17 protein-coding genes are annotated in these 18,423 nt (G+C 34.4%); 11 read left to right on the top strand and 6 right to left on the bottom strand.

All coding sequences use genetic code 11. The annotated features are described in order from the left end of the window. Positions 1–19 precede the first annotated feature (19 nt). From AC0L0O_RS27620 to AC0L0O_RS27610, 3 genes are all read left to right on the top strand, one after another. On the top strand, positions 20–205 hold the full coding sequence (locus tag AC0L0O_RS27620) for a CxxH/CxxC protein (protein WP_001052827.1): 186 nt from the start codon (positions 20–22) through the stop codon (positions 203–205). A gap of 59 nt (positions 206–264) precedes the next feature. Further along, on the top strand, positions 265–744 hold the full coding sequence (gene rlmH, locus AC0L0O_RS27615) for a 23S rRNA (pseudouridine(1915)-N(3))-methyltransferase RlmH (protein WP_001027003.1): 480 nt from the start codon (positions 265–267) through the stop codon (positions 742–744). 182 nt (positions 745–926) lie between these two features. Continuing rightward, a complete protein-coding gene (locus AC0L0O_RS27610; protein WP_000713639.1) occupies positions 927–1,805 on the top strand; it encodes a radical SAM/SPASM domain-containing protein in 879 nt (292 codons plus the stop codon). A gap of 37 nt (positions 1,806–1,842) precedes the next feature. Here the strand turns inward: AC0L0O_RS27610 and pepF are convergent, their stop codons facing one another. After that, entirely contained in the window at positions 1,843–3,660 is a 1,818-nt protein-coding gene (gene pepF / locus AC0L0O_RS27605; protein WP_000655837.1) for an oligoendopeptidase F, read from the bottom strand. 134 nt (positions 3,661–3,794) lie between these two features. Further along, positions 3,795–4,778, bottom strand: coding sequence for a GMP reductase (gene guaC, locus AC0L0O_RS27600; RefSeq protein WP_000432434.1), 984 nt, complete (start codon positions 4,776–4,778; stop codon positions 3,795–3,797). Positions 4,779–5,018: 240 nt separating this feature from the next. Between guaC and AC0L0O_RS27595 the strand changes: the two genes are divergently transcribed. After that, positions 5,019–6,050 (top strand): acyltransferase, encoded by a 1,032-nt coding sequence (locus tag AC0L0O_RS27595; protein WP_000827032.1) that lies wholly within the window; start codon positions 5,019–5,021, stop codon positions 6,048–6,050. A gap of 187 nt (positions 6,051–6,237) precedes the next feature. Continuing rightward, positions 6,238–7,683, top strand: coding sequence for an ATP-dependent RNA helicase DbpA (dbpA, locus tag AC0L0O_RS27590; RefSeq protein WP_000039360.1), 1,446 nt, complete (start codon positions 6,238–6,240; stop codon positions 7,681–7,683). A 42-nt stretch (positions 7,684–7,725) separates the two neighbouring features. Here the strand turns inward: dbpA and AC0L0O_RS27585 are convergent, their stop codons facing one another. Then, the gene (locus tag AC0L0O_RS27585) at positions 7,726–8,286 is read right to left on the bottom strand and encodes a DUF1836 domain-containing protein (RefSeq protein ID WP_000427899.1); all 561 of its coding nucleotides are present in this window, start codon (positions 8,284–8,286) and stop codon (positions 7,726–7,728) included. Positions 8,287–8,450: 164 nt separating this feature from the next. Between AC0L0O_RS27585 and trhA the strand changes: the two genes are divergently transcribed. Together trhA and galE are read left to right on the top strand one after the other, a co-directional pair. Then, complete coding sequence (gene trhA, locus AC0L0O_RS27580; RefSeq protein WP_000995318.1) at positions 8,451–9,098, top strand: PAQR family membrane homeostasis protein TrhA; 648 nt, start codon at positions 8,451–8,453, stop codon at positions 9,096–9,098. Between the two features lie 224 nt (positions 9,099–9,322). Then, positions 9,323–10,339 (top strand): UDP-glucose 4-epimerase GalE, encoded by a 1,017-nt coding sequence (gene galE, locus AC0L0O_RS27575; RefSeq protein ID WP_000996163.1) that lies wholly within the window; start codon positions 9,323–9,325, stop codon positions 10,337–10,339. 143 nt (positions 10,340–10,482) lie between these two features. On the opposite strand, the gene AC0L0O_RS27570 is transcribed toward galE, so the two are convergent. Beyond that, entirely contained in the window at positions 10,483–10,884 is a 402-nt protein-coding gene (locus AC0L0O_RS27570; RefSeq protein WP_001128266.1) for a hypothetical protein, read from the bottom strand. A 426-nt stretch (positions 10,885–11,310) separates the two neighbouring features. Between AC0L0O_RS27570 and AC0L0O_RS27565 the strand changes: the two genes are divergently transcribed. Together AC0L0O_RS27565 and AC0L0O_RS27560 are read left to right on the top strand one after the other, a co-directional pair. Then, positions 11,311–11,901 carry an AmiS/UreI family transporter gene (locus AC0L0O_RS27565; protein WP_000542569.1) on the top strand — a complete coding sequence of 197 codons (591 nt, stop codon included), beginning with the start codon at positions 11,311–11,313 and terminating at the stop codon, positions 11,899–11,901. 105 nt (positions 11,902–12,006) lie between these two features. Continuing rightward, entirely contained in the window at positions 12,007–12,888 is an 882-nt protein-coding gene (locus AC0L0O_RS27560; RefSeq protein WP_000976956.1) for an NAD-dependent epimerase/dehydratase family protein, read from the top strand. Between the two features lie 88 nt (positions 12,889–12,976). On the opposite strand, the gene sodA is transcribed toward AC0L0O_RS27560, so the two are convergent. Continuing rightward, on the bottom strand, positions 12,977–13,603 hold the full coding sequence (sodA, locus tag AC0L0O_RS27555; RefSeq protein ID WP_000094049.1) for a superoxide dismutase [Mn]: 627 nt from the start codon (positions 13,601–13,603) through the stop codon (positions 12,977–12,979). A gap of 216 nt (positions 13,604–13,819) precedes the next feature. On the opposite strand from sodA, the gene AC0L0O_RS27550 reads away from it, so the two are divergent. After that, positions 13,820–14,890, top strand: a complete 1,071-nt coding sequence (locus tag AC0L0O_RS27550) for a nitric oxide synthase oxygenase (protein ID WP_000047612.1) — start codon at positions 13,820–13,822, stop codon at positions 14,888–14,890. 362 nt (positions 14,891–15,252) lie between these two features. After that, positions 15,253–16,821, top strand: coding sequence for a BCCT family transporter (locus tag AC0L0O_RS27545; protein ID WP_001242469.1), 1,569 nt, complete (start codon positions 15,253–15,255; stop codon positions 16,819–16,821). A 96-nt stretch (positions 16,822–16,917) separates the two neighbouring features. On the opposite strand, the gene AC0L0O_RS27540 is transcribed toward AC0L0O_RS27545, so the two are convergent. Beyond that, on the bottom strand, positions 16,918–18,216 hold the full coding sequence (locus AC0L0O_RS27540) for an MFS transporter (protein WP_001103435.1): 1,299 nt from the start codon (positions 18,214–18,216) through the stop codon (positions 16,918–16,920). Positions 18,217–18,423 lie beyond the last annotated feature (207 nt).

Genomic DNA, 18,423 nt, shown 5'->3' with positions numbered 1-18,423 from the left:
GAAAAGTGAGGTGAAGAATATGAATTTACCTTGTTGTTTAGAACATGTTGAATTAGCGTTAGATATTATTGTGGATGAGTGTGAAGTCGCGCCAGTTATTAACAATGTGGATAACTCAGAAAAAGAGAAAAAAACATGTGAATTTTGTCAAAATGAGGCGACATATGTTGTATCGAACACAGATTCTCACACAATATGTGGGTAACAATTGTGGATATGTGGATAAGTTATGTGGATAACATGTTTGTAAGGTGGGGAATACGTGTGAATATCTCGATTATTTCAATTGGGAAATTAAAAGAAAAATATTTAAAACAAGGTATAGCAGAATACTTAAAACGATTATCTGCATATGCAAAAGTAGAAGTAATTGAATTGCCAGATGAAAAGGCACCAGAAAATTTAAGTGAAGCAGAAATGTTAATTGTAAAAGAAAAAGAAGGTATCCGTATACTGGATAAAATTTCTGATGATACGCATGTGATTGCGTTAGCGATAGAAGGAAAACAAAAATCATCAGAAGAATTTGCAGTAAGTTTAGATCGTCTTGCTACATATGGGAAGAGTAAAGTTGCATTCGTAATTGGTGGATCACTTGGACTAAGTTCAGAAGTAATGAAGCGTTCAAATGAATCTCTTTCTTTTTCAAAGATGACATTACCACACCAATTAATGCGATTAGTATTGCTTGAGCAAGTGTATAGAGCATTTCGTATTAATCGTGGAGAACCGTATCATAAGTAAAATTACTTTTTGCATATAAAAAGAGTAAAAAAGACCATTGGATAAAAATCACCGATGGTCTTTTACACATTAATAGGTGTTATATAGATTTCCTAAAATAAGTATGTTTCTATTTCTAAAAAAGTATGATGTAATATGAAGAGGAAAAAAGTACAAGTAGTCATAGAAGTGAGGAATTAAAGGTGAAGAAGTTTAAAAAGTTTTACTTGGAGATTACGAGTGTATGTAATCTTGCGTGCAGCTTTTGTCCGCCGACGGAAAGACAGAAGCAATTCATTTCTGTGGAGGATTTTGCGAAAAGATTAGACCAAATTAAACCACACACAGACTACATTTATTTGCACGTGAAGGGTGAGCCGTTGCTTCATCCGAAAATAGATCAATTGTTAGATTTAAGCTATGAAAAAGGGTTTAAAGTTAATATTACAACGAACGGAACGTTAATTAATAAGAGAAGGCATAGACTGTTAAATAAGCCTGCTTTAAGACAAATGAATTTTTCACTGCATAGTTTTGATGGACACCCAGGTTCGCAAGATAAAGAGGGCTATGTAAGAAGTATACTTACCTTCATTAGAGAGGCGACAAGTCAATCAGATTTAATTGTTTCACTAAGATTATGGAATTTAACGCAGGATAATAAAACGAATGCTGAAATCCAGAAAAATAGAGAATTATTATCCATCATTGAAAATGAGTTTGATCTATCTTATCAAATTGAAGAGAAGCTTACACCAGGAAAAGGTATAAAAATTGCGGAACGTGTCTTTATTAATCAAGACTATGAATTCCAGTGGCCAGCATTGCATGAAGAAGAGGATGATGGAAAAGGATTCTGTCACGGCCTTCGAAATCAAGCGGGTATTTTAGCGAATGGAACGGTTATTCCTTGTTGTTTAGATGGTGAAGGCATTATTAACCTTGGAAATATTAATAATGATTCATTTTCTAACATTATAGAAGGCGAAAGAGCAACAAACATTGTCGATGGATTTTCTAGAAGAGTTGCAGTTGAAGAGCTATGCAGAAAATGTGGATACCGTAAAAGATTTGGAAAGTAAATATGAAATAAGCCCTCATAAAGCGAGGGCTTATTTTTTATTCTTCATAAGAGCGTTCTAATTCATCAATTAAGGAACCGACGTAAGAAACAGCTTTCCGGATTGCATCTGGTTTTGACATATCGACTCCGGCATGTTTCATTAATTCAAGTGGTTTCATCGTACCACCAGCGCGAAGTACATCTAACCAGCGATCAACGGCAGGTTGTCCTTCTTCTTTAATCATTTGAGCTACCGCAGTAGATGCAGTGAGGCCTGCGGAATACGTGTAAGAATATAAGCCCATATAATAATGAGGTTGACGCATCCAAGTTAAGCCAGCACCTTCATCAATTTCTACGGAATTTCCCCAGAATGTTGAAAGGACATTTGTTTTTATTTCAGTTAAAGTTGTAGCTGTAAGTGCTTCTCCTTCTTCTGCTAGGCTATATACCCTCCTTTGATATTCTCCCTCAAGTAAGTGGGTAACAAAGTTATGATAATACGTGCCGAGTAGTTGCAGAATAACCCATCTACGCATTCTCTTATCGTCAGTCGTCGCTAATAAATGCTGGGCTAATAGTAATTCATTCATTGTAGATGGCGCTTCAACAAAGTACATAGATGGACGTACATTCATAATACGCTGGTTTTTATTTGCTAAATAAAAATGACCAGCATGTCCAAATTCATGAGCCAATGTGAAGCAGCCACGCATCGTATTTTGCCATGTAATTAAAATGTATGGATGAGAACCATATGGGCTTGAACAAAATGCTCCTGTTGATTTCCCCACATTATCTGCAAGATCGACCCATCTTTCTTTGAACCCTTTTTTGATAATGGCACTATATTCATCGCCGAGTACTTGTAAAGAGTCTTGAATAAGTTTTCCAGCTTCCTCGTAAGTAATTGCTGGATTAAATTCGGGATCTAAGGGTGCATGTAAGTCGCAGAAAAGCATTTGATCGAGTCCTAATACTTTCTTTTTTAAATCTGCAAAACGGCGCATATGAGGCGCTAATTCTTTATAAATAATATCAAGTTGATTGTTATACATTTCAAGTGGAACTTTTTGAGGTTCTAAAAGCATATGAGTAACAGATTCAAATTTGCGTAAACGAGAGAGTGTTACTTGTTTTTTTACCTCGGTAGCATATGTTGTTGCCACGGTATTTTTATATCGCTTCAAGGTGGACACAAATGATGAGTATGCCTTTCTGCGTATGTCTACGCTTGGAGAAAACTCATATTTACTTTCAAATAATGAAAATGAGACAGGGAGTTCATTTCCTTGTTCGTCTTGTATGGAGTTAAAATCCATATCGGCTAATTTAGTCATACCGTAAATTTTGTATGGAGAACTATGTACTTCGCCAAGTGCAGCAAGTGCTTCTTCTGTTTCAGGAGAGAGCGTGTGCTGCCTTTTTTGTAATATGTCTAGTAATGATTTACGGAAAGGTTCAAGTTTTGTTTCTTCAGTTAAATATTTTTCAATCGTGCCTTCTTCTAATGAGAGAATTTCATTATGAATAAAGGATAGCGCCGTATGTACTTTCGTCCATAAAGCAGCAATTTTGGAAGAGTTCGCTTGAATAACTGGATTTGTACGATCAGTAGATTCTTTTAAGTTTGCATAGGAGTATAGTTTTGTTAACTTCATTAAAAGCTCTTCTTCTAAAAGTAGGCAGTGTAATAAGGTGGTAGGGCTAGTGTGTAATTGTCCTTTAAACGCATCAAGTTTTTTTATATCATCTGTTAATACACGTAATGCAGTTTCCCACTCTTTATCAGATTCGTATAAATCAGAGAGGTCCCATGTTAATTCAATAGGAACTTCTGCGCGAATATGGCGTTTCTCAATTACATCTTTCATATATTATATCCCCCTTATTATAAGTATCTAAAAACATGATACTAGAAAATTCAGTAAAATGAAAATATTTTACATTTCTATATATGAAAAAGGACAAGCATAAAAATACTTGTCCTTCGAGTTAAGTTTAAAAATTAATATACTTTATCACCGTTGAAAATAGAGTTTTTTACGACTACATAATCTACAGTACGAATTGAGTCTAATTTTGTTCCACCAGCGTAAGAGATAGAAGATTGAAGATCTTGTTCCATTTCGATTAAAGTGTCTTCTAAAGAACCTTTATGCTCAACGAACATTTTTTTACCTTCAACGTTTTTCTTCTCACCTTTTTGGAATTCAGAAGCTGAACCGAAGTACTCTTTATAAAGTTTACCATCTTTTTCGATTGTTTCCCCTGGAGACTCTTCATGACCAGCAAATAGAGAACCGATCATAACCATAGTCGCCCCAAATCGAATAGATTTAGCTACGTCGCCATGTGTACGAATACCACCGTCAGCGATAATTGGTTTACTTGCAGCTTTTGCACACCAGCGAAGTGCAGCTAGTTGCCAACCGCCAGTTCCAAATCCTGTTTTAATTTTAGTAATACAAACTTTACCAGGTCCAATACCAACTTTTGTTGCATCAGCACCAGCGTTTTCTAATTCTCTTACCGCTTCTGGAGTTCCAACGTTTCCAGCGATAACGAAGCTTTCTGGTAAATGCTTTTTAATATGTTGAATCATGTTGATTACAGCATTAGAATGTCCATGCGCGATATCAATTGTGATGTATTCAGGCGTAAGATGCTCAGCAGCTAATTGTTGCACGAATTCATACTCGTCTTCTTTTACACCAACGCTAATAGAAGCAATTAACCCACGTGATTGCATATCTCTAATGAATGAGATTCGTTTCTCTGGTTGGAAACGATGCATGATATAGAAGTAATTATTTTCAGCTAAATAAGTTGCAATTCTTTCATCAATAATCGTTTGCATATTTGCAGGTACGACAGGTAATTTAAATTTATGTTTTCCTAAAGTGACAGTTGTATCACATTCAGAGCGGCTATTTACAATACATTTTGCAGGAATTAATTGAATATCTTCATAGTCGAATACGTTTTCCATCATTTACACCCCTAAAATACGAATATTTTATTCAGTTTGTTTAAAAATGTTCGTCCAAAGGATAATTTACATTATTTTCACTCATAAGTCAAAGGTTTTCATATTTATATTTGAAAATTAAAGTTTATCTATGTATTTTGTCAGTTCTTGTAATGAAAATATGTTTAAACATAGTATTATTTGATGTAAAATTATGTTTGGAAAATAGAAGTTAAAGAGGGAATTTTAGGAGGAGTACTAATGAAGCGTCTAGTATATATGGATTGGTTGCGAGTATTAGCGACAATCGCAGTTGTTACAATTCACGTTTCTGCTGGTTATGTTTCCGTTTTAGATGCAAATAATGCTTCACGCTGGATGGCTGGTAATCTATTTGAATCGATTTCACGTGCGAGTGTCCCAATTTTTGTAATGATTAGTGGAGCTTTACTATTAAAGGGGACAAAAGATATTTCAGTCGGGGAATTTTTACAGAAGCGTGCAAGTAAAGTGATTATACCTTTTATCGCTTGGAGTGCTATATTTTATGCATATGGAGCCTATGCAGGGTATTTTCCAGCATCTTTAAAGCAAGGGGTAAAGCACTTTTTAACGGATACTATTGGGGGACATTTATGGTTCTTATACATGATTGTAGGGATATATTTAATTACACCTCTATTAAAAGTCTTTGTGAAGAACGCTAAAAAAAGAGAGATAGAATACTTTTTAATTTTATGGCTATACGCGTCTGTTGTAGTCAATTTAGTTAAATATTATTATCCTATCAACTTTAATATTGAATTATTTTACGTTACAAATTATGTAGGGTATTTCCTACTTGGTTATTACTTATCTAATTTTGATATTTCGAAAAAGTGGAGAAATATTTCTTACATTGGAGGATTTGTAGGATTTATTAGTACATTCTTTATTACGTATTTCTATACAGTAAAAGCAAATGGACAGTTAGAGCAGTTTTGGTATGGATATTTTGCGCCAGGTGTCGTACTGATGGCGATTGGATTGTTTATATTTTTCAAATATGCATTCCAAAAATCAGAACGAGAATTACCATTGTTATTCCGTTTTATAAATCAAGCAAGTCTTGGAATCTATATTCTTCACTTCTTCTTATTAAATAACTTGTTGTACATGGTTTTCCCTAAAGTAAATAATCATGTGCATGCAATATTGGCAATACCTATTAATGTAACGATTACAATTGTTCTCAGTATGGTAATTACGTTAGTATTGCAAAGAATACCAGTTGTGAAAAAACTAGTTCCGTAAAAATGAATATGGTATAGATAGGGCAGACTTATTATTAAGGCTGCCCTTTATTATTTTAAAATTATACTTAGATAAATTTAGATTGAAACGAATGAAAAACAGTGGATTAATATAGTATCTTACTATAGTCTAAAGTGAGGTATAAAGAACATAATAAGTTAAATATAAAATCAAATGAGGTTAATATATGAGTAAAAAAAGTTTTAGTAATTATGCATTAAGTAAAGAAGTAAGACGAGCACTTACTGGTTTAGGATATGAGCATCCAACAGAAGTACAAGGAGAGGTTATTCCAGTTGCATTACAAAAGAAGGATCTTGTTGTAAAGTCGCAAACAGGAAGTGGAAAAACGGCTTCGTTCGGTATACCACTTTGTGAAATGGTAGAGTGGGAAGAGAATAAACCACAAGCGTTAGTTTTAACACCAACGAGAGAACTTGCTGTTCAAGTAAAAGAAGATATTACAAATATAGGGCGATTCAAAAGAATTAAAGCTGCTGCAATTTATGGTAAATCTCCATTTGCACGTCAAAAATTAGAGTTAAAGCAAAAGACGCATATTGTAGTAGGAACTCCAGGACGTGTGCTAGATCATATTGAAAAAGGGACTCTTTCATTAGAACGATTAAAATATTTAGTGATTGATGAAGCAGATGAAATGCTAAACATGGGCTTTATCGACCAAGTAGAGGCAATTATTGATGAATTACCTACAAAAAGAATGACAATGCTATTTTCAGCAACCTTACCGGAAGATGTTGAAAGGTTATCCCGTACGTATATGAACGCACCAACTCATATTGAAATTAAAGCTGCTGGGATTACAACAGATAAAATTGAACATACCCTTTTTGAAGTGAGGGAAGAAGAGAAGTTGTCACTTCTTAAAGATGTAACAACAATTGAAAATCCAGACAGTTGCATTATTTTTTGTCGTACACAAGAAAACGTAGATCATGTATATAGACAGCTAGATCGAGTTAATTACCCTTGCGATAAAATACATGGTGGCATGGTGCAAGAAGATCGTTTTGGGGTGATGGATGATTTTAGAAAAGGAAAGTTCCGTTATTTAGTAGCAACGGATGTAGCTGCGAGAGGAATTGATATTGATAATATTACACATGTTATTAATTATGATATTCCATTAGAGAAAGAAAGTTATGTACACCGTACAGGCAGAACAGGACGAGCTGGTAATAGCGGAAAGGCCATCACATTTATAACGCCTTATGAAGATCGATTTTTAGAAGAGATTGAGGCGTACATCGGTTTTGCAATTCCGAAGGCAAACGCCCCTTCAAAAGAAGAAGTTATGAAAGGTAAAGCTGCATTTGAAGAAAAAATACAAGCTAAACCAACTATAAAGAAGGATAAAAGTGCAGATATAAATAAAGGAATTATGAAATTGTACTTTAATGGCGGAAAGAAAAAGAAAATTAGAGCGGTGGATTTTGTCGGTACAATTGCTAAAATTCAAGGTGTTTCAGCTGAAGATATAGGCATTATTACAATACAAGATAATGTTTCGTATGTTGAAATATTAAATGGAAAAGGGCCACTTGTTTTAAAGGTTATGAGAAATACAACGATAAAAGGTAAACAATTGAAAGTTCATGAGGCAAATAAGTAAACAAAAAAACTATCCACTTTAATAGGTGGATAGTTTTTTTGTTTAAGATCCCTTTAAATCATCGACTAACTTCTCTGCTAAACGTCTATACATATTACTCATGTTCACTAAGGAGTTTAGTAATAGAAACTTTTCTAGTTTTGAATCTTCTAAGGAAGAAATCTCACTTACTTCTGAAACACGGTTATTTATGTCTTGTTTAAAGCTTTCGACGTTGTTTTCGGTAATAGTAAGATAATCTTTATATAGCATATTTAATTCGAATGAATCATCGCCTAATAAGGATTCATTTATATGTTCTAAGGAACTTTTTATGTCATTAATGGAAAGAGCTCCTTTTAATTGATAAATTAAACTGATTAAAATCATATGCTCTTTTGAGTATTTTTTATTTTTGATTGGAATAAACAATTTACCTTTTGCATAATTGTTAATCATTGTTTTTGTTAATACTTTTTCATCATCGGTTCTTGTTGTATCTGCATAAGTGTTTTCAAATAGTTGGACAACCTGGTCTACATACAAGTCGACATTTGGAATGTCTTCAAGTGTAATATTTTTTTCTAAATGTAATGTTTCAAGCAATTTATTTATATTTTCCACGTAGAATCCCTCACTTTTATAACTTAGCGGAGCATAATGTTTATCGTATCTCTAAATATGGTATTACGAAACAAATGAATTGTAAATGTTGACCTCTAATATTAATGAGTATATAATTACATGTAGTTATCAAAACTACATGTAATTATATGAGGGGTGTTTATATGAATGCTTACATAAGAGAACCGGTTAATGCTTTTACCCATTTGGGAGGAGCTGTATTATCATTTATTGCATTACTAGCTATGCTTGTAAAAGTTTCTATTAAGATGCCATCTTTTGCGGCAATTACAGCTATTATTTTGTTTGGTATCGGAATGATGGTTCTGTATACAGCATCAGCTGTATATCATAGTGTTGTAGCTAGTGAACGTGTTATTTATTTCTTTAGGAAGCTTGATCACTCTATGATTTTTATATTGATTGCAGGTACATATGCACCATTTTGTTTAATTACATTACATTCCGCAAACGGTTTATTATTATTTTGTTTAGTTTACGCAACTGCCATTTGTGGTATTGTTTTTAAAATGTTTTGGTTTAATTGTCCGAGATGGTTATCAACAGCAATTTATATTACAATGGGCTGGTTAATTGTTCTGTTCTTTGCACCGTTAGCCGCTAACTTAAGTACAGGAGGTATGGTGCTCCTAGTACTTGGAGGCATTCTTTATACAATTGGTGGATTTATTTACGGAACAAAGCCAAAGTGGTTAGAGTTTAAATATATGGGACATCATGAAATTTTTCACGTTTTCGTGTTATTGGGAAGCCTAGCTCACTTTTTAAGTGTATATTGCTATGTAATTTAACAATATAAAATTTCCGATTGATTTTTATTTTTCTTGATTAATAAAAAAAGATATAGACACATATGTATGTTGAAGAGTTGCATAACGTAAAGGTTATGTGGCTCTTTTTTATATAAATAATAATTGAAAATAATCTTTAGAATTATCAGTCTTTTTCGTGGTAAGATATATGTGCATTGAGATTATAAAATTTTATAATTAATAATTAGTGGGGGACTATAGATATGGCGATACTTATAACGGGTGGAGCAGGGTATATTGGTAGTCATACATGTGTAGAATTATTAAATAATAATTATAAAATTATAGTCGTAGATAATCTTTCAAATAGTTCAATTGAATCTTTAAATCGAGTAAAAGAAATAACAGGAAAACAATTTGAATTTTATAAAGAAAATGTTTTAAATCGTGAAAAAATGAATGAGATCTTTTTGGAAAATAACATTGAAGCGGTTATACATTTTGCGGGGTTTAAAGCAGTGGGAGAATCTACCACAACACCACTTGCATATTATTATAACAATATAATAAGTGCAATTGTACTATGTGATGTGATGCAAAAACACAATGTTAAAAATTTTATTTTTAGTTCATCTGCAACTGTATATGGAATTCCAAAAACATCACCAATTACAGAAGAATTTCCGCTGAGTGTGACAAATCCGTATGGACAAACAAAATTAATGATTGAGCAAATTATGCGTGATGTAGCAAAGGCTGATGATGAGTGGAGCATTGCATTACTTCGTTATTTTAATCCATTTGGAGCTCATCAAAGTGGCCGTATCGGAGAAGATCCAAATGGGATTCCGAACAATTTAATGCCATATGTAACGCAAGTAGCGGTAGGTAAGTTAAAGGAGCTAAATATATTCGGAAACGATTATCCAACGAAAGATGGGACGGGTGTCCGTGATTATATTCACGTTGTTGACCTTGCGAAGGGGCATGTAAAGGCACTTGAGAAAGTACTTAAGACGAAAGGAATCGAGGCATATAATCTTGGCACAGGTAAAGGGTATAGTGTATTGGAGATGGTAAAGGCTTTTGAGAAGGTTTCGGGTAAAAAAATACCTTATAAAGTGATAGGGCGTCGTCCTGGTGATGTAGCAATCTGTTTTGCGGATGTATCTAAAGCGAAACGAGAATTAGGATGGGAAGCGGAATATGGGTTAGAAGAGATGTGTGTAGATTCTTGGAGATGGCAAGTAAATAATAAAAATGGCTATCAAATGATTTAGGGTACCTAGTAAAGCATGCTCTTATTATGTTGCTTGAGGTCAGTAATATGTTCATTTTAGGAAAGAGAATGTAATAAAATATTACTGACCATAGCGTTTGAATAGTAACTAGTTATATAAATTGGGAATAGAGAAAAGAACCTTTAATGAATGCGAACAAGTTGTTTATGATACACCGTATTACCTTCTTGACTTGTATAAGGCGGTACGCTTCGTCCGAAACAATTTGCAATAATATTGGAGTGAGTAGGATAAGAAATACGAATTTCATACAAATTAATTGCTTCATCTAAATTAGCATAAAACACTGCTAGGTTGTTGCCTTGTAAAAGGTAGGGGAATTCTACCACTGTATCTTCACCAATTAGTACAGGTAATTTTACAGGATTAGAATAGTTAGACCAATCCCACACTTCTATATTTACATTGTGTGCGTAATATGCATCTAAATTTACAATGTTTATTACTGCTGAAACTGTTGCAGGTTCTCTTGTTAATACACCTGTTGAATGAATAACAGCGGGATGTGGATAATGAAGAGGCATAAATATCAGACCTTTCTAATTTAATATGATTGTACAATATTCTATGCAGATCATTGATAGATTGAGATAGGGAAAATGTATTATTCTATTAATTTTTTATAGAAATAAAAAATGTAATATTGAATAATATTTCAATACTTGTATCATTGTTAAAGTGCGTTTATAATCAAATAATCCCATTAGCTTTTTGATTGCGTTGTGTATTATTGAAAGCGTTTTTATTTTGTGATGCGTTTTGATTGATATCACTACTGTATGACATGTATCGAAGGGATTTTTTTATTGTTTTTTAAGGTAGGAAGTCTGACTTATTTTCGAAAAAACTTTGTATGGAGTTGTAAGTAAGAAGAAGAATAAGGAATAATGTAATTTTTACAAGATAGGGAGGGTACAGTGTGAAAATGTAAAGTTTTCACATGAGGATATATGGGTTACGTAGGATTATTACTTTCTGGTGCAGCTTTATTTTTAAATAGTCTTGTTATATTAGGAAAAGCAGAGATGAAAAGTGCGGGTGTTTTTAATTTATTTGTGGGTGCACTGCAAATTATTATTCCGTTCTATTTGATCATGATTTCTGACCAAAGCAATTGGACAGTGTATTCATATGCAGCTACTTTCTTATTTGGATTAACTTATTTATATGTGGGCGTTACCTTTATAAAAGGAATGGATAGTAGCGGTCTAGGGTGGTTTTGTATTTGGGTAGCAATTATTGCTTTATTTTATATGGTTGTTTCATTTGTTCAATTCCACGATGTTGTTAATGCGTTAACGTGGTTTATGTGGGCATTACTTTGGTATTTATTCTTTGTATTAAATACACAAAAAAAGAACATTAATCAATATCTTGGAAGGATTGCCTTTGTGCAATCATGGGTAACATTGACGTTACCTTCACTCTTTTATTTTATGGGAGTATGGGGAGAGGGATTCGTATATGAATTATGGGTTTATGTATCTGTAATTTCTATTTTATACTTCTGTTATTGTATTTATAAATATCGAGTACGTTAATATATTTTCTGTAGAAAAGCATGGAATCGTTAAACGAATTCCATGCTTTTTATATGTTAGCATTTATAATAGAGAGGTAGTATTTTACAATTTATTAAAACGGGGATGATGAAGTTGAAAAAAGTATTGGTACTAGGGGGAACAAGATTTTTTGGGAAACATTTAGTAGAAGCACTCTTAAAAGATGGACACGATGTAACGATTGCGACGAGAGGAATTACGGAAGATTCTTTTGGAGGTACAGTAAAAAGACTTATTGTAGATAGGGAAGACGAAAAACAACTAGCAAGTTGTTTAGAAGGAAAAAGTTATGATATCGTATACGATAATTTATGCTATAGCTCGAATGCGGCAAAGATAGTATGTGAAGTTTTGAAAGGCAAAACGAACAAGTATATTATGACATCTTCAATGGCCGTCTATACCCCTGCACTAAACCTATCAGAAGAGGACTTCAATCCGTACGAGTATGCAATCGTGTATGGAGATAGGAATGACTTCGATTATGGTGAAGGAAAGAGAGTAGCCGAAGCAGTTGTATTTCAACAAGCAACATTCCCAGTCGTTGCAGTTCGTTTTCCAGTTGTTATTGGAGAAAACGATTATACGAAAAGGTTACAATTTTACGTTGAACATATTGTGAGGAAAGAACCTGTCGCCGTGAATCATCTAGATGGAGAGTTGTCGTTTATAAATGAAGAAGCAGCAGGAGAATTTTTAGCTTGGTGCGGGATGAAAGACATAGAAGGGCCAATTAATGCTTGTAGCAACGGGGTAGTTTCTAGTCGTGAAATTCTTCATTTCATAGAAGAAAATACGGGAATAAAATCACTCGTTCAAGAAGTAGGAGATCATGTAGCACCTTATAATGAAGTGACTAATTGTACGTTACATAATGGAAAAGCTAATGAATTAGGATTCCAGTTCCGAGAGTTGAAAGTAGAAATAGAAAAAGTATTACGTTATTACATACATGTAATGAAATAATCATAAATCCCCCGGTGGCAATCCGGGGGATTCTGGAGGATTTCGACAATACTAATTTTACATTACCAAACTTACCTTATACGCACGACTAATGTTTTTGTGATTGAATTGCTTGTAAATACTTTTCATTTACCCGGTCCCAGTTCACTGTATGCCACCAGTTGGTAACAAATTCTGGGCGCCGATTTTGATATTTTAAATAATAGGCATGTTCCCATACATCAATGACGAGTAATGGAATTTTGCCTTCTTGCAAAGGTGTATCTTGATTCGGTGTACTCATAACAGAAAGTTCTTCACCGTCAAGAACAAGCCACCCATAACCACTTCCAAAACGGCTAATAGCTGCTTTAGACAGTTGATCTTTTAAGTTGTCAAAGGTATTGAAATAATAATCAATTACTTTTGCAACGTCTCCATTAGGCTCACCGCCACCCCGTGGGCTCATTACTTCCCAAAAAAGACTATGACAATAATGTCCACCACCGTTATTTCTGACAGCTGTAACAATTTCCTTTGGTAAAGTTTCTAAATTACATAGTAACTCTTCTAAAGATTTATTATGTAATTCCGAATAGTTTTCTAATGCGGCATTCAAATTATTTACATATGTCGCATGGTGCTTTCCATGATGAATAGAAAGTGTATTGCTATCGATATATGGCTCTAGTTCATCATAGTCATATGAAAGTTTTGGCAATTGAAATGAAGACATGACATTCCCTCCTTTCACCCAAAAAGTTGGTCTAGGTAAAAATAATTTACCTGAGTCAAAAATACACCTATTTTTTATAGAAGTCAATAGTAATCTCTTTAATTTTCTGAAAAATATTACAATAAAAGTAACACTGCGACTTTCATTTGTGACTCTCATTCTTTTTGCTTATACTGTAAAGTAGTAATGTTTTGTTGAAATAGAAGGAGATCGTTTATGAGTAAAACGAAACAATTAATAGAGGAAGCGAGTCATTTTATTACGATTTGCTATAAAGAGCTTAGTAAAGAACATTTCATAGAAGAACGCATGAAAGAAATTCAAGCTGAGATAGAGAAGACAGGGACATATGAGCATACATTTGAAGAACTTGTTCATGGATCGCGAATGGCATGGCGCAATAGTAATCGATGTATCGGAAGACTATTTTGGAGTAAGATGCACATATTAGATGCACGTGAAGTAAACGATGAGGAAGGTGTATATCATGCATTAATTCATCATATTAAATATGCAACGAACGACGGAAAAGTGAAACCGACAATTACAATTTTTAAGCAATATCAAGGTGAAGAAAATAATATACGAATTTATAATCATCAATTAATTCGATATGCAGGATATAAAACAGAAATGGGAGTGACTGGTGACTCTCATTCCACTGCATTTACAGATTTTTGTCAGGAACTTGGCTGGCAAGGAGAAGGCACGAATTTTGATGTATTGCCACTTGTGTTTTCTATAGATGGAAAAGCGCCTATATATAAAGAAATTCCGAAAGAAGAAGTAAAAGAAGTGCCAATTGAACATCCAGAATACCCGATTTCATCACTTGGAGCAAAATGGTACGGGGTTCCAATGATTTCAGATATGCGCTTAGAAATTGGTGGTATTTCCTATACAGCAGCTCCGTTTAATGGATGGTACATGGGTACGGAAATTGGGGCGCGTAACTTAGCGGATCATGATCGTTATAATTTACTGCCCGCCGTTGCGGAGATGATGGATCTAGATACATCGAGAAACGGTACATTATGGAAAGACAAGGCATTAATTGAATTAAACGTGGCTGTTTTACATTCCTTTAAAAAACAAGGAGTTAGTATTGTTGATCATCATACTGCTGCACAACAATTTCAGCAATTTGAGAAGCAAGAAGCTGCTTGTGGTCGTGTTGTAACCGGCAATTGGGTGTGGCTCATTCCACCGTTATCTCCAGCTACCACTCATATTTATCATAAACCGTATCCAAATGAAATTTTGAAGCCGAATTTCTTTCATAAATAGTTTGTAGTATAAGGCATTTTCTATAAAAATATAATTTTTTTAATTACTGTTACGTAGCAAATGGAAGCCTTTACTCTCGGTTATTTTTGGAAGGAGCTTTTTGAACCAAGGAGTTCCTTATGTTATAATCAAATTTCTGTTTCGAAGACCTTATAGAAATATAAGGTCTTTTATTTTGCTTTTTTATGTAATAGAAATAGAAATTTTCTTTTAAATAAGGGATTTAGCATATTTTTAGGGACAACATAAGTGTGTAGAAAATAGATGAATTATTATACTTATATAATCATTGTGTTTTGGGTGTAAACAATAAAACATAATAAAGTTGTTTTTTTAGATTGCTGAGGAAGGAGGAAGTGTGAATGAGGATGAAGAGTCGGAAAACGGATTGGCCTGTATTTCTTATTAGTGGTGGCTCACTTTTATTATTTGTAATTGCGGTTTTTTTAAATAAAAGTTACGTAGAGGGAGTCATTAATAGCAGTTTTGCAGCTTCAATTAAATACTTTGGTGCTTTTTGGCAGATTTTATTAATTGGTACATTTGTTGTTGCAATGTGTATGGCGTTCTCAAAGTATGGGAGAGTTAAACTTGGGGGATTAGAAAAACCTGAGATTAGTACGACGAAATGGCTCGCTATTATAATGTCTACATTACTGGCCGGAGGTGGTGTTTTCTGGGCAGCGGCAGAGCCGATGTACCATTTAATGACGGTGCCACCAATACATGAAGGTATAACTGCTGGAACGAAAGAAGCAGTAATGCCTGCTTTAGCACAAAGTTATATGCACTGGGGTTTCCTAGCTTGGACGATTTTAGGGACAATTAGTGCGGTAGTTATGATGTATGGGCATTATCATAAAGGTATGCCGTTAAAACCTCGAACGCTTTTATATCCTATTTTTGGAGAGAAATTGCGAAAGAGTTGGCTTGGAACACTAATTGATGCATTTGCCATTATTGCAGTGGCTGCAGGGACGATTGGTCCAATCGGATTTTTAGGTCTACAAGCAAGTTATGGCCTACAAGCATTGTTTAACATCCCGGATGTGTTTACAACTCAATTAGCCATTATTGTTTGTGTAGTAGCTGTTTCTACTATATCTGCGGTGACTGGTATTGATAAAGGGATTCAAATTATAAGTAATTTAAATGTTAGATTGGCAATTTTATTAATGGTATTCGTATTACTATTTGGACCAGGTGGATTTATTATTGATTCATTTGTTTCTTCGTTTGGATTTTATATAAATGAATTTATTCCAATGAGCACATATCGTGGTGATACAACTTGGTTAGGGTCGTGGACAATCTTTTTCTGGGGATGGTTTATTGGGTATGGACCGATGATGGCAATTTTAGTGAGTCGTATTTCAAGAGGAAGAACAATTCGAGAAATCATCGTTGCAATTGGAATTATCGCACCGATTATTACAACGTTTTGGTTTACGATTCTGGGAGGATCAGGTGTGTTTTATGAGTTAATGAAGCCTGGTTCTATCTCAAGCGCACTAAGTGAATCGGGTATGCCAGCTGCTATGATTGCAATTACAGAGCAACTGCCACTCTCTCATATTATTGGACCTGCATTTCTTTTATTAACAATTTTATTTGTAGTGACAACAGGAGATTCAATGGCGTATTCGATTTCAATGGCAGTAACTGGAGATGGGGATCCTAGAATTAGTTTGCGAGTTTTTTGGTCGCTTATTATGGGAACCGTTGCAGCGATTCTTTTATACATGGGTGAGGGTAGTATTAATGCATTGCAATCATTCATCGTAGTAACAGCTGTCCCAGTATCCATTCTGTTATTCCCAATGCTATGGCTAGCACCAAAAGTTGCGGGGGAATTAGCTTTAAAGCAAGGTATTGTAAAAGAAGAAGAGAAAACCTCCTTCTTGTTCCAAAAAGCTAGTAAATCAAAGTAAATAATTGTATTTATATAAAAAGAGGAAGCATCTCATTTGGGATACTTCCTCTTTCCTATTTATCCAACTATTTTTTTTGAAGGATACAGTTTCAATCTATTCTAATACTTTATCTTTCGTCTCTGGAACACATAATAACATCGTAACTAAACCAATTGGATAGATAATGAAGATGAGAGATAATGCTCCCATTAAATTACCACCTGCAGCAAGTAAGCCGATAATAACAGGCCCAAATCCAGCTAAACCACGTCCTGTACCGAAAATAAAGTTTTCTGCTGTAGAGCGAGCTTCAGCAGGATAGTTTTCGGCTAAAACTGCCCCGAATCCCCCCATCATGCCATTTGCGAAGAATCCAAGCAATGCGCTGCCCCATAACAATAATGTTGAATCTGTGAATAAGAAGAAGTAAATGAGACAGTATATAGTACCACCGACATAATAGATTGTAAAAGTTTTACGGCGACCAATTTTATCAGCTAGAATACCAAAAGTTGCAATTCCAATGAGCATGCCGATTGTAGAGATGAACATCCAACCGCTCGCTTTTGCTAATGTGTAGTTATATTTATTCGCTAAAATGGTTGGCATCCATGTGAAAATTCCATAATATCCGAAGTTTTGGATGAATGACATAATAATAAGACCAATTGTTGTTATCGTTACTTTTTTATTTGCAAATAACTTTCGAAGTGGGAACTTTTTCATTTGCTTTAATTGCTCTGCCTCAGTAGTTGTTAAATTACCTTCAGATTCTTTTTGTAACAATTCTTTTTTGTATCGTTGCTTTTGTTCCCATATTTTCGGTTCACTTAAACTCTTACGGACATAGACAGCTAGTAAAGCGGGAATGAGTCCAAATAAGAACACAGCTCTCCATCCAAAATGCGGAACGATAAATGCTGGTAGGAGCGAAGCGACTAATACGCCAAATTGCCATCCAAGTGCAACAACTGATGTCGCCTTTGCGCGCATTTCTTTAGACCAAGTTTCAGTTACGATGGCCATCCCAATTCCGAATTCACCACCAACTCCCATTCCTACTAAAAAGCGAAGAATTAATAATTGCCAATAATCTGTTGCGAAATAAATAAGTGCTGTCGCTAGTGAAAATAGTAAGATTGTAAAGGCCATCGTACGGATACGCCCAAATAAATCAGCAATAAATCCAAATAAATAAGACCCGATCAGCATTCCTATGGTGGTAGCTAAGGTTAAGTTTCCACCTTCAACAGGGCTTAAGTGAAATTCTTTTAAAATGTAGACGAGTACGAAAGATAAGAGCAACATATCTAAACCTTCTGCTGCATATCCTAGCGCAGAACCAAATAATGTTTTATATCTTTTCTCTTTCGTCTCCTCTGTTGTTGATTGTACATCAGTAGTGACGTTCATCATTATTCCTCCTTATTTTCTTCTACAGTCGCTATGGAAGAATAACAAAAGGCCTTCTCACCTGATATGATGAGAAGGCCAAAAAAGCATACGTATTTCTAAAAAAGAACATACGTATATTGTATTCCGACTTCCTTCTCAACCTCACGGGGTTGGGTTAAAGGACTGTATTATATTACTTTATTTTTAGCACTCTTCTATTAGATT

The organism is Bacillus sp. GS3m_15504, from assembly GCF_055825275.1.
This window is presented reverse-complemented; position numbering and strand designations above follow the sequence as displayed.